This is a genomic window from Rossellomorea vietnamensis (assembly GCF_008180415.1).
Classification (GTDB): Bacteria; Bacillota; Bacilli; order Bacillales; family Bacillaceae_B; genus Rossellomorea; species Rossellomorea vietnamensis_C.
Map to the genome: position 1 here is coordinate 177,173 of NZ_VTEI01000006.1, position 26,490 is coordinate 203,662.

At 41.2% G+C, this 26,490-nt stretch carries 29 protein-coding genes; all 29 read right to left on the reverse strand.

Annotation, left to right across the window (positions count from 1 at the left end):
* Positions 1-362: 362 nt before the first annotated feature.
* Entirely contained in the window at positions 363-920 is a 558-nt protein-coding gene (gene frr, locus FZC78_RS13045; RefSeq protein WP_148940134.1) for a ribosome recycling factor, read from the reverse strand.
* Positions 920-1,645, reverse strand: coding sequence for a UMP kinase (pyrH, locus tag FZC78_RS13050; RefSeq protein ID WP_148940135.1), 726 nt, complete (start codon positions 1,643-1,645; stop codon positions 920-922). The genes frr and pyrH overlap by 1 nt, the downstream gene beginning before the upstream one ends.
* 120 nt (positions 1,646-1,765) lie before the next feature.
* Positions 1,766-2,650: a translation elongation factor Ts gene (gene tsf, locus FZC78_RS13055; protein WP_148940136.1), complete on the reverse strand. Its 885-nt coding sequence runs from the start codon at positions 2,648-2,650 to the stop codon at positions 1,766-1,768.
* Positions 2,651-2,848: 198 nt separating this feature from the next.
* The gene (gene rpsB / locus FZC78_RS13060; protein WP_148940137.1) at positions 2,849-3,559 is read right to left on the reverse strand and encodes a 30S ribosomal protein S2; all 711 of its coding nucleotides are present in this window, start codon (positions 3,557-3,559) and stop codon (positions 2,849-2,851) included.
* A gap of 150 nt (positions 3,560-3,709) precedes the next feature.
* Entirely contained in the window at positions 3,710-4,285 is a 576-nt protein-coding gene (locus FZC78_RS13065) for a hypothetical protein (RefSeq protein ID WP_148940138.1), read from the reverse strand.
* 283 nt (positions 4,286-4,568) lie between these two features.
* The gene (locus FZC78_RS13070; protein ID WP_148940139.1) at positions 4,569-5,324 is read right to left on the reverse strand and encodes a FliA/WhiG family RNA polymerase sigma factor; all 756 of its coding nucleotides are present in this window, start codon (positions 5,322-5,324) and stop codon (positions 4,569-4,571) included.
* A 589-nt stretch (positions 5,325-5,913) separates the two neighbouring features.
* On the reverse strand, positions 5,914-6,411 hold the full coding sequence (locus FZC78_RS13075; protein ID WP_148940140.1) for a chemotaxis protein CheD: 498 nt from the start codon (positions 6,409-6,411) through the stop codon (positions 5,914-5,916).
* A complete protein-coding gene (locus tag FZC78_RS13080) occupies positions 6,408-7,043 on the reverse strand; it encodes a chemotaxis protein CheC (protein WP_148940141.1) in 636 nt (211 codons plus the stop codon). Before FZC78_RS13080 ends, FZC78_RS13075 begins: the two co-directional genes overlap by 4 nt.
* Before the next feature lie 111 nt (positions 7,044-7,154).
* Positions 7,155-7,595: a chemotaxis protein CheW gene (locus FZC78_RS13085; RefSeq protein ID WP_148940142.1), complete on the reverse strand. Its 441-nt coding sequence runs from the start codon at positions 7,593-7,595 to the stop codon at positions 7,155-7,157.
* A gap of 17 nt (positions 7,596-7,612) precedes the next feature.
* A complete protein-coding gene (locus FZC78_RS13090) occupies positions 7,613-9,688 on the reverse strand; it encodes a chemotaxis protein CheA (RefSeq protein WP_148940143.1) in 2,076 nt (691 codons plus the stop codon).
* A 15-nt stretch (positions 9,689-9,703) separates the two neighbouring features.
* The gene (locus FZC78_RS13095) at positions 9,704-10,780 is read right to left on the reverse strand and encodes a protein-glutamate methylesterase/protein-glutamine glutaminase (RefSeq protein ID WP_148940144.1); all 1,077 of its coding nucleotides are present in this window, start codon (positions 10,778-10,780) and stop codon (positions 9,704-9,706) included.
* Complete coding sequence (locus FZC78_RS13100; RefSeq protein ID WP_148940145.1) at positions 10,780-11,649, reverse strand: MinD/ParA family protein; 870 nt, start codon at positions 11,647-11,649, stop codon at positions 10,780-10,782. The genes FZC78_RS13095 and FZC78_RS13100 overlap by 1 nt, the downstream gene beginning before the upstream one ends.
* Positions 11,646-12,794 carry a flagellar biosynthesis protein FlhF gene (gene flhF / locus FZC78_RS13105; protein ID WP_148940146.1) on the reverse strand — a complete coding sequence of 383 codons (1,149 nt, stop codon included), beginning with the start codon at positions 12,792-12,794 and terminating at the stop codon, positions 11,646-11,648. The genes FZC78_RS13100 and flhF overlap by 4 nt, the downstream gene beginning before the upstream one ends.
* A complete protein-coding gene (gene flhA / locus FZC78_RS13110; protein ID WP_148940147.1) occupies positions 12,791-14,827 on the reverse strand; it encodes a flagellar biosynthesis protein FlhA in 2,037 nt (678 codons plus the stop codon). The genes flhF and flhA overlap by 4 nt, the downstream gene beginning before the upstream one ends.
* Positions 14,828-14,852: 25 nt before the next feature.
* Complete coding sequence (flhB, locus tag FZC78_RS13115; protein ID WP_148940148.1) at positions 14,853-15,935, reverse strand: flagellar biosynthesis protein FlhB; 1,083 nt, start codon at positions 15,933-15,935, stop codon at positions 14,853-14,855.
* 1 nt (position 15,936) lies between these two features.
* A complete protein-coding gene (fliR, locus tag FZC78_RS13120; RefSeq protein ID WP_148940149.1) occupies positions 15,937-16,713 on the reverse strand; it encodes a flagellar biosynthetic protein FliR in 777 nt (258 codons plus the stop codon).
* 5 nt (positions 16,714-16,718) lie between these two features.
* Positions 16,719-16,988 (reverse strand): flagellar biosynthesis protein FliQ, encoded by a 270-nt coding sequence (gene fliQ / locus FZC78_RS13125; RefSeq protein ID WP_148940150.1) that lies wholly within the window; start codon positions 16,986-16,988, stop codon positions 16,719-16,721.
* A gap of 14 nt (positions 16,989-17,002) precedes the next feature.
* Positions 17,003-17,668 (reverse strand): flagellar type III secretion system pore protein FliP, encoded by a 666-nt coding sequence (gene fliP, locus FZC78_RS13130; protein WP_148940151.1) that lies wholly within the window; start codon positions 17,666-17,668, stop codon positions 17,003-17,005.
* Complete coding sequence (gene fliO, locus FZC78_RS13135) at positions 17,661-18,329, reverse strand: flagellar biosynthetic protein FliO (RefSeq protein WP_148940152.1); 669 nt, start codon at positions 18,327-18,329, stop codon at positions 17,661-17,663. The genes fliP and fliO overlap by 8 nt, the downstream gene beginning before the upstream one ends.
* Before the next feature lie 76 nt (positions 18,330-18,405).
* Positions 18,406-18,768, reverse strand: coding sequence for a response regulator (locus FZC78_RS13140; RefSeq protein WP_148940153.1), 363 nt, complete (start codon positions 18,766-18,768; stop codon positions 18,406-18,408).
* Positions 18,769-18,784: 16 nt separating this feature from the next.
* Entirely contained in the window at positions 18,785-19,987 is a 1,203-nt protein-coding gene (gene fliY / locus FZC78_RS13145; protein ID WP_148940154.1) for a flagellar motor switch phosphatase FliY, read from the reverse strand.
* Entirely contained in the window at positions 19,977-20,975 is a 999-nt protein-coding gene (fliM, locus tag FZC78_RS13150; RefSeq protein WP_148940155.1) for a flagellar motor switch protein FliM, read from the reverse strand. The genes fliY and fliM overlap by 11 nt, the downstream gene beginning before the upstream one ends.
* 30 nt (positions 20,976-21,005) lie before the next feature.
* On the reverse strand, positions 21,006-21,428 hold the full coding sequence (fliL, locus tag FZC78_RS13155) for a flagellar basal body-associated protein FliL (RefSeq protein WP_148940156.1): 423 nt from the start codon (positions 21,426-21,428) through the stop codon (positions 21,006-21,008).
* Positions 21,418-21,639 carry a flagellar FlbD family protein gene (locus tag FZC78_RS13160; RefSeq protein WP_148940157.1) on the reverse strand — a complete coding sequence of 74 codons (222 nt, stop codon included), beginning with the start codon at positions 21,637-21,639 and terminating at the stop codon, positions 21,418-21,420. The genes fliL and FZC78_RS13160 overlap by 11 nt, the downstream gene beginning before the upstream one ends.
* A gap of 58 nt (positions 21,640-21,697) precedes the next feature.
* Positions 21,698-22,477: a flagellar basal body rod protein FlgG gene (gene flgG / locus FZC78_RS13165; protein ID WP_148940158.1), complete on the reverse strand. Its 780-nt coding sequence runs from the start codon at positions 22,475-22,477 to the stop codon at positions 21,698-21,700.
* Positions 22,478-22,549: 72 nt separating this feature from the next.
* Positions 22,550-22,942: a TIGR02530 family flagellar biosynthesis protein gene (locus FZC78_RS13170; RefSeq protein ID WP_148940159.1), complete on the reverse strand. Its 393-nt coding sequence runs from the start codon at positions 22,940-22,942 to the stop codon at positions 22,550-22,552.
* A 15-nt stretch (positions 22,943-22,957) separates the two neighbouring features.
* Positions 22,958-23,599 carry a flagellar hook assembly protein FlgD gene (gene flgD / locus FZC78_RS13175; RefSeq protein WP_148940160.1) on the reverse strand — a complete coding sequence of 214 codons (642 nt, stop codon included), beginning with the start codon at positions 23,597-23,599 and terminating at the stop codon, positions 22,958-22,960.
* A 9-nt stretch (positions 23,600-23,608) separates the two neighbouring features.
* Positions 23,609-25,867, reverse strand: a complete 2,259-nt coding sequence (locus FZC78_RS13180; protein WP_148940161.1) for a flagellar hook-length control protein FliK — start codon at positions 25,865-25,867, stop codon at positions 23,609-23,611.
* Positions 25,868-25,877: 10 nt separating this feature from the next.
* Positions 25,878-26,483 (reverse strand): MotE family protein, encoded by a 606-nt coding sequence (locus tag FZC78_RS13185; protein ID WP_148940162.1) that lies wholly within the window; start codon positions 26,481-26,483, stop codon positions 25,878-25,880.
* Between the last annotated feature and the right edge of the window lie 7 nt (positions 26,484-26,490).

A 26,490-nucleotide genomic window follows, 5' to 3' on the forward strand; every position in this document is an offset into this window, starting at 1 on the left:
AACTGCCTTTTCATAACCTTTTTTCCGCTATGCCCGCCTTCCTTGCCTGCAGTTATGTTAATTGAAGACTGTTTAAATTGTTGCTTCAGAAAATCCCAAGAGCCATCTTTTCTCCTTGATACATAAGTGTTTCTTTGTAAACAGGAAGAAAAGCCCTTTTCTTTCGTGCTTACCAGATTATTTCTCGTGAACTTTGATTGATGTTACTCTTTGAAATTCATATTAAACAACAAGAAAGTTTACGAATAGAGCCTTATCAACACTTTGATTGTTACTCCACGAAATGCAGAGATTAATGTATATTTACACAGATGAAAAAAACCCCCTGAATAGAGGGTTTGAACTGCATTATTGATTTCAACTCAGACTTCGAGGATCTCTTTTTCCTTGTCTTTTGCTATAGAATCAATTTGAGTGATATGGTCATCTGTCATCTTTTGGACATCATCTGAATATCCACGAAGATCATCTTCTGTGATTTCGCCATTTTTTTCTAATTTCTTCAAGTCATCATTGCCGTCACGACGGATGTTCCGGATGGCCACTTTAGCATCTTCGGCTTCTTTTTTGACCAGCTTGACAAGGTCTTTACGGCGTTCTTCAGTCAATTGTGGAATCACAATACGAATAATGTTTCCATCACTTGTTGGTGTAATACCTAAATCTGATTTCATGATCGCCTTTTCAATATCACCCAATGCTGTTTTATCATAAGGCTGAATGACCAGCATTCTTGCTTCAGGAACAGAAATACCTGCTAGTTGGTTTACTGGAGTGGGAGCTCCGTAATAATCGACTGTAATCTTGTCCAGTAAAGAAGCGTTTGCTCTTCCCGCACGGATAGAAGCCAGTTCCCTTGTAAAAGTCTGAATTGCTTTACTCATTCTTTCTTTTGTGTTGGACATAGTTTTGCTTGGCATTATGCTTTCCCCCTTACCATTGTTCCGATTGATTCGCCCATAACGGCACGTTTGATGTTGCCATCTTCTGATATAGAGAAGACGATGAGTGGAATATCATTGTCCATACATAGAGATGAAGCAGTGGAATCCATTACTGCCAGCCCTTCCTTGATAACATCCAAGTAAGAAAGTTCATCGTATTTCACGGCATTTGCATCCGTTTTCGGATCGGCTGAATAAACACCATCCACATTATTTTTTGCCATGAGGATAACTTCGGCTTCAATTTCTGCAGCTCTCAATGCAGCAGTCGTATCAGTTGAGAAGTAGGGATTGCCTGTTCCTGCAGCGAAAATTACGACTCTTTTTTTCTCAAGGTGGCGGATTGCTCTTCTGCGGATATATGGTTCTGCTACCTGACGCATATCAATTGAAGTCTGAACCCGTGTTTCAACTCCAAGCTGTTCCAGGCTGTCCTGAAGAGCCAATGAGTTCATAACGGTTGCAAGCATCCCCATATAATCAGCAGACGCTCGGTCCATCCCCATTTCACTGCCTACTTTGCCGCGCCAAATGTTTCCGCCGCCTACAACAACTGCGACTTCAACACCCAGTTCTGCAATTTCTTTTACATCTTCTGCTACATTTTTAATGATGGAAGGGCTGAGGCCGAATCCCTGTTCGCCAGCCAGTGCTTCACCACTTAGTTTTAATACTACTCGTTTGTATTTTGGAATGCTCATTTGAACCTCCATATGTAGTTGATTTTTTTATTCAAACCTGCAAGGTTCCTATAATCACTTTTTGAAAAAGAGGGAACACACAGTGTGTTCCCTTTTTTGAGTAAAGCATACCCTTTGGGCTTACTTCTTATTTACTTGGCTCATTACTTCATCAGCGAAGTTTTCCTGGCGTTTCTCGATTCCTTCTCCAACTTCATAGCGAGTGAAATCTTTCAATTCAGCTCCGTTAGCTTCAAGGAATTGACGTACTTTTTGATCAGGGTTCTTAACAAATGGCTGATCAAGGATACATACATCTTCAAAGAACTTGCCAAGGCGGCCTTCCACCATTTTTGCTACGATGTTTTCAGGCTTGCCTTCGTTGAGTGCCTGCTGAGTAAGAAGTTCACGCTCACGCTCAACTTCTTCTTCAGACACTTGGTCACGAGATACATATTTCGGGTTCAGCGCAGCTGCGTGCATCGCCACATCTTTAGCTGTATCAGCATCAGTCGTTCCTTCAACCACACTTAGTACAGCAATTCTTCCACCCATATGCAGGTATTCACCAAATGCGCCATTGTCCGTTTTAGTGCGGATTTCAAAACGGCGAAGAGTGATCTTCTCACCGATTTTAGCAATTGCAGAGTTGATGAATTCGCTGACAGTGCTGCCATTAGCCATAGTTTGCTCATGAGCTTCTTCTACATTGGCAGGCTGGTTAGTCAGCAAGTGTTGAGAAAGCTCTTTTACAACACTTTGGAAGTTTTCGTTTTTGGCAACGAAATCAGTTTCAGCGTTAACTTCAAGAATCACTGCAGTATTTCCTTCACTTTGGATGAAAGTAGTACCTTCAGCTGCAATGCGGTCAGCTTTTTTAGCTGCCTTTGCGATCCCTTTTTCACGAAGAAAGTCGATTGCTTTGTCCATGTCGCCGTCTGTTTCCTGTAAAGCCTTTTTACAATCCATCATTCCGGCGCCAGTTTTTTCACGAAGTTCTTTTACCATTTGCGCAGTAATTGCCATAATGATATTCCTCCTTAAAGTATATTATGTAAGCTTAAATAGCTTGTACTCTAATTTTTCATTTTTAAAAAAAGGTGATAAGGGGTATCCTCTCATCACCTTTTTCAGATCAACTGATCGGAGTATGATCCACAGCAGTTTCTGCTTATGCAAGGTGCAGATAGTCTGTCTTACATATCATCCGGTCGCAACCTTTAATTACTCAGCCGCAGTTACAGCAGCTTCTTCACCTTGCTTAGCTTCAAGGATAGCATCCGCCATTTTTGAAGTAAGAAGTTTCACAGCACGGATTGCATCATCATTTGCAGGGATAACTACATCGATTTCATCCGGATCACAGTTTGTATCAACGATACCTACGATAGGGATGTTCAATTTGCGAGCTTCTGCAACAGCGATACGCTCTTTACGAGGATCGATGATGAATAATGCATCAGGAAGTGTCTGCATATCTTTAATTCCGCCTAGGAATTTAACTAAACGCTCATGCTCTTTTTTCAATTGTACTACTTCTTTCTTCGGAAGAACTTCAAAAGTTCCGTCTTCTTCCATCTTTTCGATTTGCTTAAGACGGGAAATACGCTTTTGGATTGTTTCGAAGTTTGTTAAAGTACCACCCAACCAACGTTGGTTAATGAAGTACATTCCAGCACGTTCTGCTTCTTCTTTAACAGACTCCTGTGCTTGTTTCTTAGTTCCTACGAAAAGGACTTTCCCGCCGTTTCCAGCTAGTTCCTTAACGAAGTTGTAAGCTTCTTCAACCTTTTTGACTGTTTTTTGAAGGTCGATGATGTAGATGCCGTTACGCTCTGTGAAGATATATTTCTTCATCTTAGGGTTCCAACGGCGAGTCTGGTGACCGAAATGAACACCAGCTTCAAGCAATTGTTTCATAGAAATTACTGACATGTGTGTTTCCTCCTAATAGGTTTTTATAATCCTCCGCTTATGATCATCTCCAGACAGAAACTTTTTCAAGCACCTTCTGCCAGAATCCCACAGCGTGTGTAATCACACCGTTAACTAATATAGCACAATCATCTGCAGCAATCAAGAAATTTATTCTTGTTTTTGTCGAAATTTCAATGCCAGCTCAATTTCGGTTACACCTTTGCCTAATTCCCTGGCGATCTCCTCAAGTGAATACTCTTTCTCTTGCAGTCTTTTTATTCTGAGATAGAAAGGATCTTCTGTTGAAGAATTTTCAACTTCCTGCAGGTAGCCGCCCATTCCTTCCAAGGGCTGGGGTTCAGGCTTGAAATCCTGCTTATATGCCCGAGCTGCGCTTTGGCGCTTATATGACTGACTATTAAAGTTCTTATTATCTGATTCACTGGAAGGAAACTCTGGCTCGGTCTTCAAAGCGGATTCAGCCGCTTTTTTGATTTTTTCCACTTTACCCCTGCTCAGGTTGTGCTGTCCCTCGTTGACTTCCTGGAATTGCTGGATGAACCGGTCATTATCCTCCTTCATTTCAAGAAGGTAGGAGGAAATTACATCTTCCATCTCTTTGACGGCTCTTTCCTGCCTTTTCTCGACCTCGAGGAGTCTGTTCTGCCTAGTATATAGTAAAACGATGGCTAAAAGGGCTGCTATGTTCAAGATAAAGGATATAAGAATTAAAAATGTCTGCATCTGTTCACCGTAATTTCTTTTAGTTAGGCTCTGTTAGTTAATATTGTTGTTATAAAACATATTGGGTTCAAGTGCCAGTAAGAAGGCTTCATCCAATTAAGAAACTTGAAAAATGCTGGGTAATCGACTTGCTTTTCCTTTTAATTCTATCGTGAGTTTATAACCAAATTCATTATGAAAAGTTGATGTGCCAGTTTATATTGGATTCTTTAGTTCCTCCCCATATGTTGACAATAGTCTTTAACAGAGCCTTTAGTTAAAGACTGTTAAACATCCAGGTTTTTTATCCAAGTAAGGTGCGAAGTTTAAATATTGCTTTGGAGTGAATCTGCGAAATCCTTGAAGTCGACAGACTCATCACCTCTCCTATTTCTGTAAGCGTCAGTTCCTCGTAGTAAAACAAACTGAGGACTGTCTGTTCTTTCTCTGATAATGACCGGATGGTTTCTGTTAATTCTTCTATATTTTCACTTTTAAGCAATTGGGCTTCCGGCAGGATGGTTTGTTCATCTTTAATAGAAAAAGAATGCTGTCCGTCGTTTTCTTCATCTGAGAGCTGCTCATCAATGGAAAGTACATTGGCAAGGAAGTATTCATTCATAGTCTGATATACTTCTCCCTCTTCCATCTGCAGTTCTTCAGCTATTTCTTCAGGCGATACATGGCGAAGCATTTTTTGTTCCATTGATTCAATCTTTGCCTCGATTCTCTTGGCCCTCTCCCTTGTGGAACGGGGGAGCCAATCTTCTTTTCTAAGGCCGTCAATAATGGAACCGCGCACCCTGAAAGAAGCATAGGTGTCAAATTTCAGATCCCTGGAGGGGTCGAACTTTTCCAAAGCATCGAGTAACCCCATAAGACCAAGGCTCTTCAAGTCCTCCCGGGAAACATTTTTAGGCAATCCCACTGAAACCCTTTGAACATGGTAAGAAACAAGCGGCAGGTACTTTTTCACCAGCATATCTCCAGCATGCGGGTCTTTTGATTTTTTCCAAAGATCCCAATACTTTTGTTCATCCATTGTAGAGGGCTGAGACATAATACTCCTCCTCCCGGCTTTTCAATATAGGCTGATTTTCATTTGCACAATGTCACCAAAAAATTATATCTGCTTGGGCTAATGACTTATTCTTTTTTTAAGGCTCTTTTCGTAAACTTTGTTGCTATTCTATACTAATTTTGAAAAATAACCCTATTATGGAGTGAAATCTGGTAACCCCGAAAAGAAAAGAGCTGCTCTTTCCGTTTAGAGTTCTTAGTATCTGGAGAAAATCCGGCTCTTGGGATTTTTCTGAAAGCAACAATATATACGAAAACAGCCTTTATTAAAAACGTTTGAATTATGGCAGCAATCTCTTTATCGTCATACTCTGTGCTTTCAGCAGAGGGTCAGTCTCCTGAGTTGCTGGCTCTTCCAAAATCACGCCTTTTATGGTTCCCGCTTTCGGAGCACCCTCAAACTTCCCGGCTCTCAGCAGCATTCTTATAAGCTACATCAGCCTAAAAAATGCAGCGGAAGACAGAAATGACCCTAGAGAACTTTTGTTGGTTCGCCGTCTGAGAATGCCAGGAAAAAATATAAGCTGAAGCCAAAGATGGCAAACCAGAAATTCCAGAGGATGTTCCCGTCATATGTCCCGGACGCCCATATTGACTGTCCTGACATTCAATAAGAAAGAATCAAGGTGGAACTCAATCGTCCGGCCATTCCTGCCTCCTACATCCTCCGATAGTAAAGGAATTCCCAGGCTGTCCAGAGCTTGTTTTACAGATTCTATATTTCTTGGTCCAATCCGCATTAGTTCGCTTCCTGAGGTAAACTGAAACATTTGGGCCCCCCCGGCGATTTTGGCTTTCATCCGGCTTATCCTGCCACCTTGTTTCGAAAGGAGGTTTGCTAATTCCCTGACTCCTGTATCAGCGAATTTGGCAAGATTCAAGCTGCTGCCATTGGCAAGGCTCGAGGAAGGAAGCATCACATGGACCATGCCTGCTAAGTGTATCACCTCATCATAAAGGACGACCCCGACACAAGAGCCTAACCCAGATGTGCGGATGGATTGGCCCCTTGTGGCAATGTTCATATCCGCGATACCAACTTTTACTACTTCTTTCACAGTATTCACAACTCCACACCCAGAGCTTTAAAGATTGTATTGAAGGCATCAGGGTCAGGAAGCAAGAAGAAATGCCCCCTGACACTTTCTGTTTCCGGTATTTCTTCTTCCTTAAGAGCAGTATCGATCACAATCGCTGTGTCACTCTTTTGAGAAACTTCCAACAGTCCGAAGCTTATTATTGCCCCGGCCATATCCACTGATAAAGCCGGAACAGAAGGGTATAAATTCAGGTTTGTGAAGTCGCTCAAAGAAGAGAGGTAAGACCCTGAAAGAATATTGCCCAGCTCCTGCATGGCAGAAAGCCCGAGTTCAGAATAAGGAGGCTCTTCAAATGAAAAATCCTTTTCGCCAGTCATCTGTTGAATGAAGCGGGCTCCTTGAGATAATGGCAGAACAAAAAACATGCTCCCTGGCGCTTCCCCTTCAATGCGCAGAAAAACGCTTACCACTACATTATCAGGCCCCCCTGCCATTTCCATCATTTCATCGAAGGAAGCCACTCTGACCTGTGGGACTTTCATATCAATCTTTTTGTTTAATAAAGTAGATAAAGCTGTTGCAGCATGTCCTGCCCCGATATTCCCGATCTCTTTCAGGATATCCAGTTGCAGGCTCGTAATCCGTTCTTCAAATCCCATAAATAATAACCCCAGTTTGATAGTTTTTGGAACAATTAACAATGTTATTGACTGATCATGGAATGAATCCAAAGGGTCACTGGATTCACCATTCAGTGACTCAGCTTGTGGCTAATTTAGAACTTCTTCAAGGTTTAAAAGAACAAGAAGCCTTTTTTCCAGCTTTGCCACCCCGCTGATATAATCAGCTTCCACTGCACCAACGACTTCAGGCTGGGATTCGATTGCTTCAGAAGGAATGTCCAGCACATCATTGGCAGCATCTACGACAAGCCCCACTTCCTTGTCGTTCACTCCGGCAATAATCACCCGGGTGTCTTCAGAATGGACATCTTCGGGAAGTGAAAACCTGATCCTTAAATCAATGACAGGAGTAACTACACCGCGCAGGTTGATGACACCTTTAACAAAAGGAGCAGCTTTGGGAACGCGTGTAATATGCTGGACTTTTTCAATCGAGCGTACCTGGCTGACTGGTATTGCATATTCTTTTCCCATTAATTGAAAAACAATTACTTTCACATTTTCAGATATTACTGCAATTTCACTCATTTTTTTCCAGCCTCCCATTATTTGATCAACGCATTACAATCCACTATCAGAGCGACTTGGCCATCCCCAAGGATGGTGGCACCCGAAATGGCAAATACGTCTGTTAGATAATTCCCAAGAGATTTAAGCACTACCTCCTGCTGGCCAATGAATGAATCGACAACAAGTCCTGCCATTCTATCTCCTTTACGTACAATCACGACAGAATAAAACTCATCTTCCCCACGTTGGGCAACTTGGAATACCTCCTCCAAGAACAGCAGCGGAACAACCTTGCCTCTGAAATCAATCACTTGTTGATTATGGGCATTTAAGATGTCCTCCCGTTTGATAATGGCTGTTTCAATAATGGAAGACAATGGAATAGCATATTTTTCTTTTTCTACTTCAACCAGCATTACAGAAATTATGGATAATGTAAGAGGAAGCTGTATGGAAAAAGTACTTCCTTCACCTAATACCGAGTCGATTGTAATTGACCCCCCCAGAGATTCAATCGTAGCTTTAACCACATCGAGACCTACCCCTCTTCCGGATATATCGGAAATGGTTTCTGCTGTGGAAAATCCGGATGCCAAAATCAGTTCGTATACTTGCCTGTCCGTTAATGCAGAAGCAGCCTCTTCCGAAACAACACCTTGAGAGATAGCCTTTTTCAACACTTTCTCCCTGCTGATTCCGCCGCCATTGTCAGAGATTTCGATGAAAACATGGTTGCCGCTGTGATAGGCTTTTAGAGTTACCTTTCCTTCATCCGGCTTTCCATTCTGTCTGCGGATTTCAGGCGTTTCGATTCCATGGTCAATGGCATTTCTCAGCAAATGGACTAACGGGTCACCTATTTCATCAATCACTGTGCGGTCCAGCTCTGTTTCTGCCCCAATAATTTCAAGTTCAATCTTCTTATTTAAATCTCTGGCAAGCTGCCTTATCATTCGAGGGAAACGGTTAAACACTGTTTCCACAGGCACCATTCTCATGTTTAGAATGATATTTTGAAGATCTCCGGAAATCCTGGACATCCTTTCAACTGTTTCGTTCAATTCCGGATGACCAAGTTCTTTCGAAATCTGTTCGAGTCGCCCCCGGTCAATGACCAGCTCCTCAAAAAGGTTCATTAATATATCAAGCCGTTCAATGTTCACCCTGATCGTTTTATTGCCGGCATGAACTTGTTTAGAAGGAGAAGCCTCCTTCTTAACTGCCTCAGCTGTCTGAGGTGATAAACTCGATACTTTCTCGGCGTTGTCTTCAGTCGAATCCTTCCGGGCTGGTACAGATTCATCCACCCTGCCTGCAGGAATCGTTCCTTCTATTGATTTATGGAGTTCAACAAGCTGAACATCAACATTTTCAACCTCTGAAACTTTTAAAACTTTTTTCTTGATGTCTTCCTGAGGTTCTTTTGTGACGATACTTACCAAGAAGTCATGGTCAAAGTTTTCTTCTTCTAAAACCTCTACTGCAGGAACTGATTTAATGACTTCTCCGCACTTTTCCAATACCTCGAAGACCATAAAGACTCTCGCTGCTTTCAACAGGCAGTCTTCCCTTAGGGATACCGAAATTTCGAAGCAGCTGTAACCCTGCTCCTTTGACTGTTGAATAACGGTTTGCTCAAACTGATCGTACTCAGCCGCTTGAGATCTAGGTGATTCTATTTCCGTAACTGCAGCAGCAGCCTCTTCCTTTGCTTTCAAGCTATCGATAGATTCGCCTTTTTCGATTAGTGCCAGTTTCTTGACGATCTCAGTGACGTCCCGTTTGCCGTCACCGCCTTCAGCAATAGACATGACCATTGCTTCAAGGTCATCGACAGCCATGAAAACAACATCCAAAATCTGTGAAGATACTTGAAGTTTATTATTCCGGATAGCATCCAGGACATTCTCCATTTGATGGGTCAAATTGGCGAGGTCTTCGTATCCCATGGTTGCCGCCATGCCTTTCAGCGTATGAGCAGATCTGAAAATCTCGTTTACAATAGAAAGATCCTCCGGGTTTTTCTCCAGCTCGAGCAACTGGACATTGCAGGTTTGTAAATGTTCTTTGCTTTCTTCAATAAAAACCTCTAAATATTGATTTAATTCCATGTTCTCCACACCTCTCTAGGGCATATACTTCATAATGCAGCCAGCGATATTTTCTAAGGATTCGATGTCATCTACTAGATTTGTAGAGATGGCAGCCTTTGGCATTCCATAAACAATACAGGAATCCTCTGTTTCGGCAATAGCCTTGACCTTACCGCTCTCCTTCAATTTTACCAGACCTTTAGACCCATCTGAACCCATTCCTGTCATAATAACAGCTATTTTGTCATGTTCTGCTATTTCACTCGCAGATTCAAACATAACATCCACTGCCGGCCGGTGGCTGTTTCGTGGTGGTTCTAGATCATCGAGTACAGCCTTCAGACCGGCTCTGTCCTGCTTAACCTTCAAATGGCTGCCGCCAGGTGCAATATAGGCTGTCCCGTTTTTCAACAGCTCTCCATCCTCTGCTTCTTTAACAGTGATTGCAGATAATGTATTCAGCCGATTGGCCAGAGATTTTGTAAACCCAGGGGGCATATGCTGAACAATCAGGACCGGTGCTCCAATCGTTGAAGGAAGCGAGGTCACAACTTGCTGCAGTGCCCGCGGTCCCCCTGTAGAAGTTCCAATGAGAACCAATTTCTTAGCACCATTGCTCCATTCCTTATTACTATTACTGACTGTATGCAAATTAGGATGAACGGGGCGTACATGGGTTTTCTCATTCACGGTCTTTAGACGGTGAAGAGATACCTTACCGGCATTAAGGACTTTTGAAACCAACTCTTCCTTAACTTTATGAAGATCCAGTGAAATAGCTCCCGATGGTTTTGCCACAAAATCAATAGCGCCATTATTCATAGCCGTAATAGTATTCTCTGTTCCTTCTTTGGTTGTGGAGGAGAGCATGATGACAGGGAGTGGATGCTTGTCCATGATGGCTTGCAAAGCCTGGATGCCGTTCATCTCGGGCATTTCAACGTCCATAGTAACAACATCAGGGTTCAGTTTTTCGATTTTTTCTAGAGCATCTTTGCCATTTCTGGCAGTTCCGACGACTTCCAGGCTGGATGAGCTGGAGAGGAAATCCGTTATTAACTTCCTCATAAAGGCTGAATCATCAACAACCAGAACTTTTTTACGAATCATCAGACGTTCCTCCTGAACAGAAGCCGTTTCAAATTAGAAACAAAACCTTTTTTCCCGGCAGGTGTAAATGTCGTGATTCCTGCAAGATACTGTCTCAGCAGCCGGTTCAATGACAGGACAATTGACGACTGAGGATAAGAGTTAAGCAAAGGGACCTGCCTAGTGACTGCTTTCCTTACTGCAGTATCTTCCGGCAGCACCCCGAATAGATGTACTTCTGTATTCAGGAATTTTGACATTGCCTGCTTCAGCCTGTTCAAAGTGTCCGTTCCCTCTTGTTCAGTTTCCGCTCTATTGCAAATCAGGTAAAACTGCTTGCCGCTGTCTTTTAAGTAAATAAACTTCATCATGGAATAGGCATCCGTCACAGCAGTAGGCTCAGGTGTTGTCACCACAAAAATATCTTCCACTGCCATAAGGATCTCCATCGTATGCTGGGCAGCACCGGCACCCATATCAAAAACAATATAATCATAGGATTGAGTGAGTTCTGATAGAGCAGTTAAAAACCTTTCAACATCCTCTTCATCCCACTCCATAATACTCTGCAGCCCGTTTCCTCCGCTTATATAGGAGGCTCCCTCTTCATCATGGTAGATAATATCTTCTATATTGGAAAAAGGATCATTGATGAAATCAGCAATTGTTTTATCCGGCTGCCTTCCCAGTATGATATGAATATTCCCCATACCGATATCAAGATCGAAAAGAAGCACTTTTTTACCTTCTTTCTGAAGCGCAAGTGAAAAATTCACCGCAAAGTTCGTTTTCCCTACGCCTCCTTTGCCGCTGACTACAGCAATAGTTTTGGCGTTCCTTGATTGTGCTTCCAGTATCTTAAGCCTTAGACTTTGTGCTTGATCTTTCATTCAGGGGCACCTTCCATCACTAAATCAATGATTTGTTTAGAAGATGCTTCTGATATATCTTCCGGCACACTTTGGCCGGCAGTTAAATAAGCCGCGCCCTTCTCTTCGTTTCTTATAAGATTGTACATGGTTCCATAACTGGAAGTTTCATCAACCTTGGAAAAAATGAACTTTTCAATTGGAACAGTGGAGAAATTTTTTATAATGCCACGTAAATCTTTTTCTTTTGCTGTCAAGGATAATACAAGAAATGTTTCCATATCTTTTTTAAAATCTATGATTTTTTCCAGATCTTTAACGTACTTCTCTTCTCTGAAATTCCGGCCGGCAGTATCAATGAATACAACATCATAATCGGCGAATTTATCTATCGCCTTCTGAAAGTCTTCAAGCTTGTATACTACTTCCAGCGGAACATTCAATAATTGGGCATATGTCTTTAATTGTTCTATAGCAGCAATTCTGTAAGTATCCGTAGTGATGAATGCGATTTTTTTCCGTTTTTCAAGAACGGCTTCAGACGCTATTTTCGCAAGAGTGGTTGTCTTGCCGACTCCAGTAGGTCCAATGACATTGACATATTTTTTGCGGTAACTCATTCCTCCGAAATCGAAGCCGTGCAACTTCCCATGTAGAAATTCAAAAAGAGCTGTCTTCAGTTCACTATTAGAAGCCTCTTTATTTTCATTAAGAGCTGCTAAATGCTCTGCTGCTTCAAAAGTATACTTTTCGTCGATATCCTGATCTTCCAGATACAAGAGAAGGGTTCGGATGTTTTCGGGATAATGTCCAAATCCATCCTTTGTTTTAAAGTGTCTTACGATACTTTGAAGCTCTGTGATTTCCTTTTTCAGCTCCTGTGTACCGTTTCCAGTTTCTTTCATAAGGGGTGCTTTCATAACGGGTGGTGAGGACTGTTCTTTAATTTCTATTGATCTATACTGCGGTCGTTTTTCCCTTGCCGTTTGGTTTGAATTAGGGTCAATTGCTGCAATCACTTCGATATTCTTCTTTTTGAATAACCCCAGGAAACCTCCCGTGTAAATGATCTTGGAATTTAATATAACAGCACCCTCACCCAATTCCGCCCGGATATTTTTCATAGCTTCCGGCATGGTAGGCGCAATAATTTTTTTTACTTTCATTCGATATTCACCAACCCTAAACTCTGGACTTCAACGTTCGCCTCTAATTCATTGTAAGAGAGCGTCGGTACTTGAGGGAAGTACCTTTCAATCAACTGCCTCACATACATCCTGATGGCAGGGGAACATAAAATAATGGGTGATTCTTCCACAAGGGACAACTGCTCCACTTGGGAGGCAAGCGCCTCCAGGACTCTCTGGGAATCGTTAGGATCCATCGATAGATAGTTGCCATGTTCTGTCTGTTGAACAGCATCAGCAATAAGTTTTTCGATTCTTCCAGACAGGGTGACCACTTTAAGGCTGCCTCCCTGATCAACATATTGTGCAGTGATTTGTCTTGCCAGTGCCTGCCTGACATACTCTGCCAATAAATCTGTATCAGAGCTCATTTTCCCATAGTCAGCCAAGGTCTCGAAAATGATCGGAAGGTTCCGGATGGAAACATTCTCTTTTAATAGTTTCGCAAGAACTTTTTGTACTTCGCCAACAGACAAAGGACTCGGAGTAACTTCTTCCACAAGTATAGGATAGGATTCCTGAAGGTGATCGATGAGCTGCTTCGTCTCCTGTCTTCCAAGCAATTCATGTGCATTATTCTTGATCACTTCAGTGATATGTGTGGAAACAACTGAAGGTGGGTCTACCACTGTGTAACCGAAAATCTCGGCCTGCTCTTTCATATCTTCGCCAATCCACTTGGCCGGAAGACCAAAGGAAGGTTCAACTGTATCGATACCTTCTATAGACTCATCTTCCACTCCAGGGCTCATGGCTAAGTAGTGGTCCAGCAGCAGTTCCCCCCTGGCCATTTCGTTCCCTTTAATTTTCAGCCTGTATTCATTGGGCTGTAATTGGATATTATCCCTTATGCGTACGACAGGAATGACCAATCCAAGTTCTATCGCCAGCTGTCTTCGAATCATGACAACCCGGTCAAGGAGATCGCCTCCTTGGTTGGCATCGGCTAACGGTATTAGACCGTAACCGAATTCAAACTCAATCGGATCCACATTCAACAAGCTGACCACGCTCTCAGGGCTTTTCATTTCATCCTGTTCTCTCTCTTCTTCCATTTCAATGAGGTCTTCTTCATCTTCTTTTGGTGCCCGGGACAGCATATATCCGCCAATTCCAAGAGCAGCAGCTACTGGTATGGTCAAAATATCGTTAATTGGAGTAAATAACCCCAGAAGAAAAATGGTGGCTCCGGATACATAAAGCATCGGCGGAAAAGCCAGAAGCTGATTCATGATATCCTGTCCGAGGTTTCCATCAGAGGCTGCCCTGGTCACAACAATACCGGTTGCGGTTGAAATCAAAAGGGCTGGAATCTGGCTGACGATTCCATCTCCCACTGTCAATAATGAATAGCGTGTGGCCGCCTCTCCTATCGGCAGTCCCTGCTGGGTCATCCCTATGATGATTCCAAAAATCAAGTTCATCATCACGATAATGATCCCGGCAATCGCATCTCCTTTGACAAACTTAGAAGCACCATCCATCGCTCCATAGAAGTCTGCTTCGCTGCTTACTTTTTCCCTGCGCGCCCTGGCATCATGTTCAGAAATGATCCCGGCGTTCAGGTCTGCATCTATACTCATCTGCTTACCCGGCATGGCATCAAGAGTGAATCTTGCCGCGACCTCGGAAACCCGCTCAGAACCTTTGGTAATAACGACAAATTGGATAATGATTAAGATAATGAATACTACAAGTCCTACCAGGACATTTCCCCCGACTACAAAAGTTCCGAAGGTTTCTACTACATCTCCCGCTTCCCCGTTACTGAGAATGGAACGGGTTGTTGACACATTCAGTCCCAGCCTGAACAGTGTCAATAGCAGCAGCAATGAGGGAAATATGGCAAATTGCAGCGGCTCATTCATATTCATCGAAATCAGAAGAACCAAGAGCGCCAAGGAAATATTAATAATGATCAGTACACTTAACAGCCAAGGCGGAAAAGGAATGATAAGCATAGCTACTATAAGAATAACACTGGATAAAACGGATAAATCTCTTACTGACATCTGCATTCCCTCCTAACTTAAGCTGTTACAGCTGATTTTTCATCCTGTAAACATAGGCCAGAATTTCGGCCACTGCCTTAAAAAACTCTTCTGGTATCGCATCGCCTATTTCGGCACTGTCATATAGTGACCGTGCCAGCGGCCGGTTTTCTACCATAATGACATCATTTTCACTGGCAATGAATTTAATTTTCTGAGCTAGATAATCGACCCCTTTTGCCACGACATAAGGAGCATCGGATTGGCTTTCATCATACTTCAATGCGATGGCAAAGTGGGTCGGATTGGTAATGACGACATCTGCTTCAGGCACTTCCTGCATCATCCGCCTCATCGCCATTTCCCTCTGTCTTTGCTTTATCTTAGATTTGATGAGGGGATCTCCCTCACTGTTTTTATGTTCATCTTTGATATCCTGTTTGGACATCCGGATATTTTTTTCAAAATCATATTTTTGATATAGATAGTCAAAAACGGATAAAAACAGAAGGGCCAATGAAGCAGCAATACCCATTTGTACTGTCAGCGACGCCATTGTCGCTAACGAGTCATGGGCGGATTTAAATGAAAGCAGCAATACTTCATCAATATTTAACCATAAAATGACAAACGTTATGGCACCAACAAATCCGATTTTCAATATCGACTTCAACAATTCGACTATTGCTCTTAGAGAGAATATCCGTTTTGCCCCTTTGATTGGATCAATTTTTTCAAGCTTTGGCTGCAAGGGTTCTCCAGTGAACATGACACCGACTTGAACATAATTAGAGAAAACGCCTGCAAGCAAAGCGACCAGCATGATAGGCCCGAGCAATATTGCAACCTGCTGCAATACTTCCATCACAATCAACATAAAGGAATCTTGAGTAAGGTCCATCATCATATAATCCTGAAAAGAAGTACGGAATAAATCAAAAACGATATTTCCTATATAGGAAGCAGTAAAAGTCAAAAATAAAAATACAGCAAGTAAAATGACAGCTGTATTCACATCCTGGCTCTTCGCTGTTTGTCCCTTCTTCCTTGAATCCTGGCGTTTTTTCGGTGTAGCTTTTTCAGTTTTTTCACCTGCAAAATACTGCAGATCAAGGGAAAGCAAATTCAATTCAAGCGCCTCCGATAATTTTCATAAGATCTCTCATGGTGTAAACCATCAATTCAAACATTTGCTGCATAACCGTCATCATGGCACCAAGCACAATGAATAAAACCAGGAAGCTGACTGCAATTTTAATAGGGAACCCCACTACGAAGATGTTAAGCTGAGGGACAGTCCTTGCCACTATTCCTAACGCAACGTCTACCAGAAAGAGTGTAGCTACAACAGGAATCGACATTTGAAAAGCTATGATAAACACAGAGTTAAAAGTTTTCACAACATATTCTGTCAGGTTCTCATTTCCGAGAGGAATCCATGGCTGATCGATTGGAATAAACTGATAACTGTAAAATACACCATCGAGAAGCAGGTGATGCCCATCGAGAGCCAGCAAAAGCAAAAGAGCAAAAGTATATAGATACTGCCCAACCAGCGGGGATTGAGCTCCGGTCTGCGGATCAATGACATTGGCTATGGCAAACCCCATTTGAAAATCGATGAAGCTGCCTGCAACCTGTATGGCCGCTATGATCATGTAAGCTGTGAATCCGATCAAAAGGCCAATTAAAGCTTCTTTCACAATCAAAAGAAAATAGGCCGCGTCAATTACCATCGGAGAGGCATCAATAGAATAATACATAATCCAGGCAATCACACCGGAGAAACCGATTCGGTGCTGTGCCGGAATGGATCTATATGAAAATAGCGGAAGGGTCACAAAGAAAGCAGAAACCCTTGTAAAAACTAATAGAAAGATAGACAGATTTGGAATCAATTCTTCCATTTCAGTTATCCTACAAACCTGTTTAAATTTGAGAAGATTTCAGATGTATATGTGACCATTTTAGTAAGCATCCACGGGCCGAAAAAGACAACACCAACAAGGACTGCGACAATCTTCGGGATAAACGCCAGAGTCTGTTCCTGAATCTGAGTGGTTGCCTGAAAAATACTGACAACGAGACCGACAACCAAGGCAAGCAAAAGCAACGGACCGCAAATCACCAATGTTGTATAGACTCCTCTTTCAGCTAAAGCAATTACCGATTCTACATTCATAGTTATTCACCTACTTAAAAGCTTTGCAGCAGTGATTTGACGACCAGATACCAGCCGTCTACCAAGACGAAAAGCAAAATTTTGAACGGCAAAGATATCATAACCGGAGGAAGCATCATCATCCCCATGGACATCAGTACACTGGCAACGACCATATCAATGACAAGAAAGGGAATAAAAATCATAAACCCGATCTGGAAAGCCGTCTTAATTTCACTTAAAGCAAAAGCGGGTACGAGAGCTGTCAATGGAATGTCCTCAATGGATTCGGGCCTTTCTGCACCAGAGTAATTCAGGAACAGTTCAAGGTCTTTCTGCCTCGTATGCTTACTCATGAAATCCTTAAACGGCATAGCTGCATTATCATAGGCTTCCTCCAGGTTGATTTCCTCATTGAATAAAGGAGTCAAAGCCGTTTCATTTACTTCCTGAAAGGTCGGTGCCATGATGAAAAATGTCAAGAAAAGCGCTAATCCCATCAAAACCTGATTAGGGGGCATCTGCTGTGTGGCCAATGAGGTTCTGACAAATGACAGCACGATGACAATCCTGGTAAACGAAGTCATTAATATCAGGATACTCGGAGCAATGGAAAGGACAGTAAAGAGCAGCAGAAGTTTTACAGATGTTGAAACAGAATCGGGGGAAGTTGAATTAAAAAACTCCATGAACTCATTCATTGTTATCCTTCTCCCTGCTGTTAAGATCTTTAAGCATCTTTTTTCTGCCTTTCCTTACATCATCTATCTGCGATTTCAGCAATGCTTGAAATGACTGCTCTTCTTTGGGTTTATCAGAAGAAATACCGGACTTCTTGCCCAGCCATTGAGTTAAAAGGTCCTTTTGCTGCTGCAGCCCTTGAGATTTATCTTCATAGTAGTGAAGTATCTCTGCTTTTTCCTCTGACCCGTCAATTTCCTTCAATAGTTGAATGTCTTCCCCTACACCGAGGATCAGGATCCTTTCACCAACCTTAACGAGCTGCACGGAGCGGTTTCCTCCGAGTGCGGTTCCTCCCAGGTTATGAATCAACTTGGTCTGCTGAAATGATTTGCTTCTTTGATTGATAAATTTGAGTAAAAAATAAATTAAAGCAATAACAAATACAAGCGCAAAGATCATTTTCATGTAGTCCATGGCTGTTACACCTGTGGCGGGCTGGGGATTGCTGATGGTATTTTGTTCTGCTGCAGGCTGTTCTTCTTCATTACGCTCATCGGACTGTTCCAAGTAGTCTTTCACAGTTCCATCAACCCCTGCATATACTGGAAGGTTTCCAGTCATATGCAGAGCAGCTATAAAAGCAATAATGAAAAAAAGCTTCCTAGATATGTTTCTCAAAAAAAGCACCTTCTCTATAATTCTCTTGCTTGCGCGGCTTGTAATAGTACATCATCTATCAACCTTTTAAATTTGTTTAACTTAACGCTTTTTGAATAGCTTCAATGACACGGTCCGCCTGGAATGGCTTAACGATGAAGTCCTTGGCACCGGCCTGGATGGCATCGATGACCATCGCCTGCTGGCCCATTGCAGAACACATGATGATTTTGGCATTCCCATCTATTGCTTTTATTTCTTTAAGAGCTGCAATGCCATCTTTTTCTGGCATTGTAATATCCATGGTAACCAAATCAGGGTTCAACTCTTTAAATTTCTCCACTGCCTGATTGCCGTCCGCTGCTTCTCCAACAACCTCAAAGCCGTTCTTGGAAAGAATATCCTTGATCATCATTCTCATAAATGCCGCATCGTCAACTATTAAAATTCTATTTGCCATTTTCTTTTCCCCCGTTTTACTTCAATTTTTTTAATCTATCAGATTGACTGACAATGTCTGTAATTCTTACTCCAAAGTTTTCATCAATAACAACCACTTCGCCTTTAGCTATGAGTCTGCTGTTTACCAGGACATCGACCGGTTCGCCGGCAAGCTTATCGAGTTCAATAATCGAGCCTGAAGATAACTCAAGAATATCTTTAACGGAACGATTCGTCCTGCCAAGCTCCACTGTCACATTCAATGGAATATCCAGGAGCATGTCCAGGTTTTTGCTTTCTGACTTATGAACCGGTGCCTGATCAAAGCTTGAGAATGATGCAGGCTGGACATTGACCGGCTGTTCATTCATCTGGCTTCCTCCAAAGTGCTGAGGCTGCGTCCTTTCAGGTGCCTGATAAACTGGTGTTTCGTTGAAAGGGTCCGGCTGACTATAAGACGTTGCCATTTGTGGTTCAACATTCGGGTTCGTGTTATTCTGCTCGGCATTGCCCTGTTCCATTATATCGGAATTTGTCGAAGAAGTGTCGCTATTATTTGTTAATTCTTCGACAAGCTGTTTAGCAAATGGTAAAGGCAGCAGTTGCATAATGTTGGAATCAATCAGATTTCCCACCTTTAATGTGAAAGAAATCTTTGTCAGCAAATCTTGTTCAGGAATGTTTTCGGCACCTTCCCCTTTAGGGAGATACATCATATCAACTGTTGGAGGGGAAATATCCACCCTTTTACTAAATACTGTCGACATGGAAGTTGCAGCAGAACCCATCATTTGGTTCATTGCTTCCTGAACGGCACTTACTTGTATTTCGCCAAGGTCTGCTGAAGGACTTAACCCATCTCCCCCCAGCATCAAGTCAGCTATAATGGCTGCATCTTCCTGCTTTATGACCAGGAGGTTGGCACCAGAAAAGCCTTCTGTATATTGAACCTGGATAGCCACATAAGGATGCGGAAAGTCATCTTCCAACCTGCTTCTTTCCAGGATGGATACCTTCGGTGTGGTAATTTCGACCTTTTGGTTCAGCAGGGTAGAGAGCGCCGTTGCTGAACTGCCAAATGAAATATTCCCAATTTCCCCCAAGGCGTCCTGTTCAAACTCACTCAAGTACTCTTCAACATTTAACTTTTGAGAAGAAGCTGGTTCCTTTTCTTCGCTGGCTGTGCCTCTCAACAGGGCATCTATTTCGTCTTGTGATAACATATCATCACTCATCATCCTCTTCTCCCCCCTTCAAAGAATCTAGTATCTGTACAGCAAGTTTTTTGTTCTGCTCACCAGGCTGTGCAGTGAATTTCGGGATTTCCCCCACCTTAACAGTCAAAGGCGCATCTATTCGTCTGTTCAACTGTATAACATCGCCAATATCCAGCATCAGAAAATCATCGATTGTAATATCTGAGCTGCCCAATTCAGCCACGACCGGCACTTGGGCTGTTTTAATTCGTTTCTCGAGTTTTTCTGATTCCAAAGGATCATTTTCCTTTGCTTTCGTCTGCATCCAGTAGCTGACCGATAATTTAGGAATGATCGGCTCCAGGACGACATGCGGTATACAAATGTTAATCATTCCGCTGGTTTCTCCAATTGTGGTATTCATAGAAATGACGACAACGGTTTCGTTAGGAGAGACCATCTGCAAAAATTGAGGATTGACTTCAAACTCTGCAAGTATCGGATCTATTTCGGCTATATTGCTCCAAGCGTCACGAAGGTTATCAAATGCCCTTTCAAAAAGGTTGGACATGATTTTGGTTTCGATTTCAGTCAGGTTTTCGATCTTATTCATCCCAGTTCCCTTGCCGCCCATTACACGGTCCATCATGGCATAGCCAATATTAGGATTGACTTCCATTAATATATGGCCGTCCAAAGGGGGAACATCAAAGATATTCAATATCGTCATTTTAGGTACCGACCTTACAAACTCTTCAAACGGCACCTGATCGGCTGATACCACGGATATCTGTACATAGGTTCTCAGCTGTGCTGAAAAGTAGGTAGTCAGGATTCTTGCAAAGTTTTCATGTATCCTGGTCAAACTTCTGATTTGATCTTTTGAGAATCTTAAAGCTCTCTTAAAATCGTAAACTTTTACTTTTTTCTCTTCTTCATCTTTTTTAAAATCCTCTGCACTCATTTCACCTGTAGAGAGTGCAGATAATAATGCATCTATCTCATTTTGCGAGAGCACCTCACTGGACATTTCCTCACCCCGCTTCCTGCTTCAGCATTCTTATTGAATTATATAAGAGGTGATATAGACTCTTTCGACTTTCCCCTCTTGCATAAGGCTGTTAGCTTTATCTTTAATGGTCGTTTCCAGCTGCTGTTTTCCTTCTTTGCCCTGAAGTTCATCCGATTTCAATTCGGAAAGTTCTTCAATGATGATATTTTTCACTTGAAAGTCCCTTTTTTCCAGCTCTTCCTTTGCTTTTTTGCCGTCCGTCTGGACTTTGAAGGAAATTTTAATGTAATCCCCGCTGAGCAGGTTAGTAGTAAGTTCCGGAACGTCCACCGATGCTTCAATCACTTCATCAATAGTCGGTTCTTTTGTTTCATCTTCATTGAATTTCAATAAAACGACAAGGGCCAGCACACCTACCAAGGTAATCGTCACTAACAATATCAGAGTTATCGTAAGCAATTTATTCTTCATCTTGAACCCCCGCAGCATTCCGCAGTCCCAATATATTAATCTTTCGATAGAAGGAAACTGTCTTATTTTCCACGTCTTCTACTGTCTCTTTCACAACAATCTTCTTGCCATTAGTCAGGGTGAGGGTTGTGTCAGGAAATGCTTCCGCACTTTCTATGTATAAACAATTAAGTGAAAACGTCTTGCCATTCAATTTGGTCAGCTTTATCAAATTTATTCAGGACCGGTATGATTTTCATCACCCAGCCCTGTACCTCCCTTGCCATCTATTATCTTTTCAGGTTCACAAGCTCTTGAAGGATTTCATCTGAAGTCGTGATGATTTTGGTGTTCGCCTGGAAACCACGCTGTGCCGTAATCATTTCAGTGAATTCTTCAGACAGGTCGACATTGGACATTTCAAGGCCCCCGATGATGAATTTCCCCGTACCATCTTCTCCTGCGGCAACAATATTAGCTATACCGGAGTTAGCTGTTTGAGCGAACAGATTTCCCCCTTGCTTTTCTAAAGCACCAGGATTAGCGAACTTTGCCACCTGCAAGGTCCCAACATTTGTAAGCGCTCCTGCATTATCTATATAACTCACTTCTCCCGAAGGGTCAATGCTGAAACTTTGCGCATCATCAGGGATATTAATACCAGGCTGGACTACTAATCCATCTGAATTTACAAGATCTCCATTACCGTCTAAATAAAAGTTCCCTGCCCTTGTATAAAAATCGTTTGCGCCATCTGAAACCACAAAAAATCCATCTCCAGAAATCGCTAAGTCTAAGGGACGATTTGTGTACTGAATACTTCCCTGAGTATGAATCGTGTCAATAGTTGAATTAGCAGATCCTAACCCTATTTGTTTAGGATTAACTCCTCCAATTACCCCATCACTGGCTTTCGCACCCTGAATATTTTGGTTTACCAAATCGGCAAACGTAGCTCTGCCTTTCTTAAATCCAAAGGTATTAACATTTGCAATATTATTTCCGATTACATCTAACTTTGTTTGAAAATTCTTCATTCCACTGATTCCTGAGTACATTGAACGTAACATCTATATTTTCCCCTCTCTTTTTCATTGCTTCTATCATTCAGCAATGATAGGCCTCCATATTGGTCCAGCCTGCTAATCTATTATTATTGTTCCATCTATATTTGTGAAAATTTGAGAACTTGCTTCCTGCCGGTCCATAGCTGTAATAACTATTCCGTTCTTTGCACTTACAATAAGTGCAGCATTCTGTAACAGGACAAGTGGTTCCTTTACACCTTTTTCCTTGGCCAGTGCAACCTTACTTTCAACTTCTGTCCATATTTGAGGACTTATTTGAATGTTTCTTTGTTTCAATCGAAATTCAGCATGCTTGCTGATAGAAAGTATTTCTCTTTTTTCGTGTACAGTCTCTTTCAATGTGTCTGCAAACGATCGACCAGACTTTGGTGCATTAATTCTATCTTTAGTTGGAGGAAATGATGAAATTGGCTGAGTTGGCAGGCGATTGAGTATACTTCTTTGCATCCAATCACACCTTTTTTAGGAAATTTTCAATATATCTTCTTCCTTAATTTTCTCACCGTTCTTTAATTGTAACCACAGTATTCCTTCTTTTTTAGAAACAGATGTAACTATACTTGATTCTTCTTTGGAACCATTATTCCAAGAGATCTGCTTACCAATCAAATTACTTGCATTTACTAAGGTGTTGGTTTCATTAAAGCTACTTGAATTTTTTAACTGAGAGATATTCCCGGGATATAATACCGTTCCATCTTTAAGAATTAATTCTACTTCATTGCCTTTAAACCTAACAGAGTTAATAACCCCGGTCCCCTCTAAGGTCGAGCCTTCTGGTTCGTTTGGTGAAGTTTCCTTCTGCTTGTGCCAATTTATTTCTTTACCTATGAACTGGTTATAAGAAATCAGCTTATTCTGGTTTTCTGCCTCCAAGAATTGTTCCATAGTTTTGCCTAGATTTGTTATTTGCTCTAATGTTGAAAAAGTTGCCATTTGAGCTATAAAGTCTTTATCTTCCATCGGATTTAATGGATCTTGATTTTGAAGCTGTGTCATTAATATTTTCATAAAGTCATCTTTTCCAAGTACATCTTTTTCTACTTGTTTTTGCACCTGTTGAACAGATGTAAGAAACAAATCTGGATTGATTATGTTAGCCACTTTCATCACCTATATAAATTCAGTCATATTTAATAATTCTTTGAAATCAGGTTCCTCAGAATTTCTATTTGTTTTCTGCTCATCTTGCTTCTGTTCTTTTTGTTGTTGATGGCCATGATGATTATGGGAAGACTGGCGTTCCTGACGGTAAGAATCTAACAGTGTTTGTGAAACTTCAATTTTATCTATTTGCAAGTTCTGACTCATGAAAGCTTGTCTTAAACCACTAAGCTGTGAATCGAGTAATTCTTTTGTCATTTTAGTACTGGCCAGCAACTTTGCTGTTATTACACCATTGTTTTGAAGTATCTCAATTCTTATAGACCCTAGTTGTTCTGGATAAAGCTTAATTAAAAGCTTATTCATATTGGGAGTTTGCAACAACTGTGATTTACCAATAAGACTTGTAAAATCCTTGGTGAATTGTTGAAGAGTTTGTTCGTTTTCACCTGTTTTTAAAGCAAGGAAAAATGGCTCTGTCCTCGGTAAAGTATTTTGAAACAATTGAAAGTTGTTAACTGATGATAAAGCAGGCATTTGATCTTTATTGATTAAAGCCCCGCCAGGCTCAATGTTGTTTTCAAAGTTCATAAATAAATTAGTATTATCCTTTACGCTTAAAGAAGGTACCCTGTTATACGCCTTATCGCTTCCAACTAATCCCAATTGATTCCTTGTAAAAACGTCTTCTAAAATTCTTAATTTTCCCTTCGGTCCAATAGGATCCAAAACCTTAGAATGAATTATGCCCTGCTCTTTTTCAACATAGTTTTTTTGATTCTCTCCAAGAGGAGCATTCATCTGCTTACTTATCAGAGTAGATGCATCTTTACTGTTACTTTTGGTAAAAGAGGCTAACACATCTTCTGAGTTTTCCTGATCCCCACTAAGTTGATCATTAATGTGCCTACTTATTTGAAATAGTCCCTCTTTACCGTTATCTTTTGCAGCAGTTAACGCATTTGATTCGCCAAGATTATCATTGAGTGTTTTTTTAACGAGATCATTCTCAGAATCCAGCACTGTTATGCTGCCTTTTAACCCTTTGAATTCTAACTCCTCACCACTGTTGAGAATCTTTAAAAGTTTTTGAAGAAAATAAGTATCTGAAGCTAAGTCCATTAAAGTTCCGGACATTTCACCAGCATTTTCTTCTTTTTCTGTCTCTAGTAGATTTAGTACAGAATCTTTTGATACCAATTGAAAATCTGACAGAAAACTCTTGAGACTATCTATACCCTTTGATAGTTGTACAAATTCACTAAAAAGGTTCGGTCTTTCTCTGTTAACCTTTCCTTTAAAATCGCTAAGATCAGCTTCTATGAATGGTTTATTTCTCTTTTCTGTTGCCCAGCTTAATGCAATGCCTTCGGGAATAATAAACGAATCTTCATCAGGTGTCTTCGTGAGGAAATTCATTACTGATTTTAATAAGCTTAGACTCGATTTTAAATCATTTTGATAAATTTCTTTCTGAATCTCCTCAGGCAAAATACTAATAAAGTCCACTACTTGTTGAATGGTTGCTGAAATTTGAGTTTTATCATAATTTCCCATATCTTTAAGGCTGATCAACTCTTTTTTCAATTCAATAGATTGATTTAGAGAGCTGACTGCGAGTTCTATGTCAGAGGCATACACTTTGTTCAATTGAAGAGAATTTTTTAGAGGTACATTCGATTCCCTTTTTGACATATTAAAAGAATTATGATTAGAAACTGCATTATCACTATTAAATAACTGTTTCAGCCTATGCGTGAGTAATTTCAGGTTGGATTGTATTAATTCACCTTTTCCTGTTTCCATATTGTGTTCTACTACAGCCTCGGAAGAATTTAAAACAATTAGAAGGTTTTTCCGATTAATGTTTTCTAGAATACTTTTTGGCAAGATATTTAAAATATCAATAATCTGAGTTAATGAATCCCCTAGCTCATCCTGTTCAGTTTCACTTAACACATTTTTCAAAAGTGGTTCTGCTTTGTTGATATCTGCAATAACTCCTTTAATTGCAGTTCTCAGATCCAATTCGCTAAAGTTAAGGTCGGTGAGTGCCTCTGAAATTCCTATGGATCTGCCAGCTATTATGCTATCTGTTACAACAGGCTTCTCTTTCCCATCCATAGCAGCAAAAGCGTCTATAAACTTTTTAAAAACAACACCTTGATCATCTTCCTTCGGAACTTCTAACAGATCTTTCTTACCTGCTTCTCTTAAGACATGACGTGAAGGCACTATACCCAGGTTCACTTTTTCACCACCTTTCAAATCTCTTCCTTTATCTTTCTTGATTTACTTCAGCTGATAGCTGCTCTGTATACATTGCTGCATCTTCAGGTGACATCTTTTCCAGAATTTTCGCAAGAGTATCTGGTTTAATATTGGAGAGAATCTTTATAGCTTTTTCTTTTTCCATATTAACGAGAACAGGGGCAGCACTTTTAGCTGACATTGTTTCAAATGTGGAAATCATTTCCTTGAATGCCCGTTTATTCTCTTGCTGAATCTGCTCCAATTCCTCAATTTTAGATTGAAGTTCTTCCTGTTCAGCAAGCAGGTTCTCCCTTTCTTTCTCTTGAGAATTTATTTTGCCTTTCAAGGTGCTAATTTCAGAAAGTTTGTCTTCTATGTCGGATTGAAGGGAAAGCACCCTTGCTTCCAGCTTAGCAGCTTCTTCTTTTGCATCGGTAGGAATAACAGAAGAAATGACAGGTATTTTCTCTCCGGCTTCTTTTGCTTTTTCAAAAATATTCATACCTGCTAATGACAGCACAACTAAAGTTGTTACCACGGCAAACAGAAGAGGAATAATACCTGCAAACAACACCCACTGAAAGGGACTGGTTGTTTTTTCGTTTCTATTCTTCCCTGTTTTCTTCCCCATGTCATCA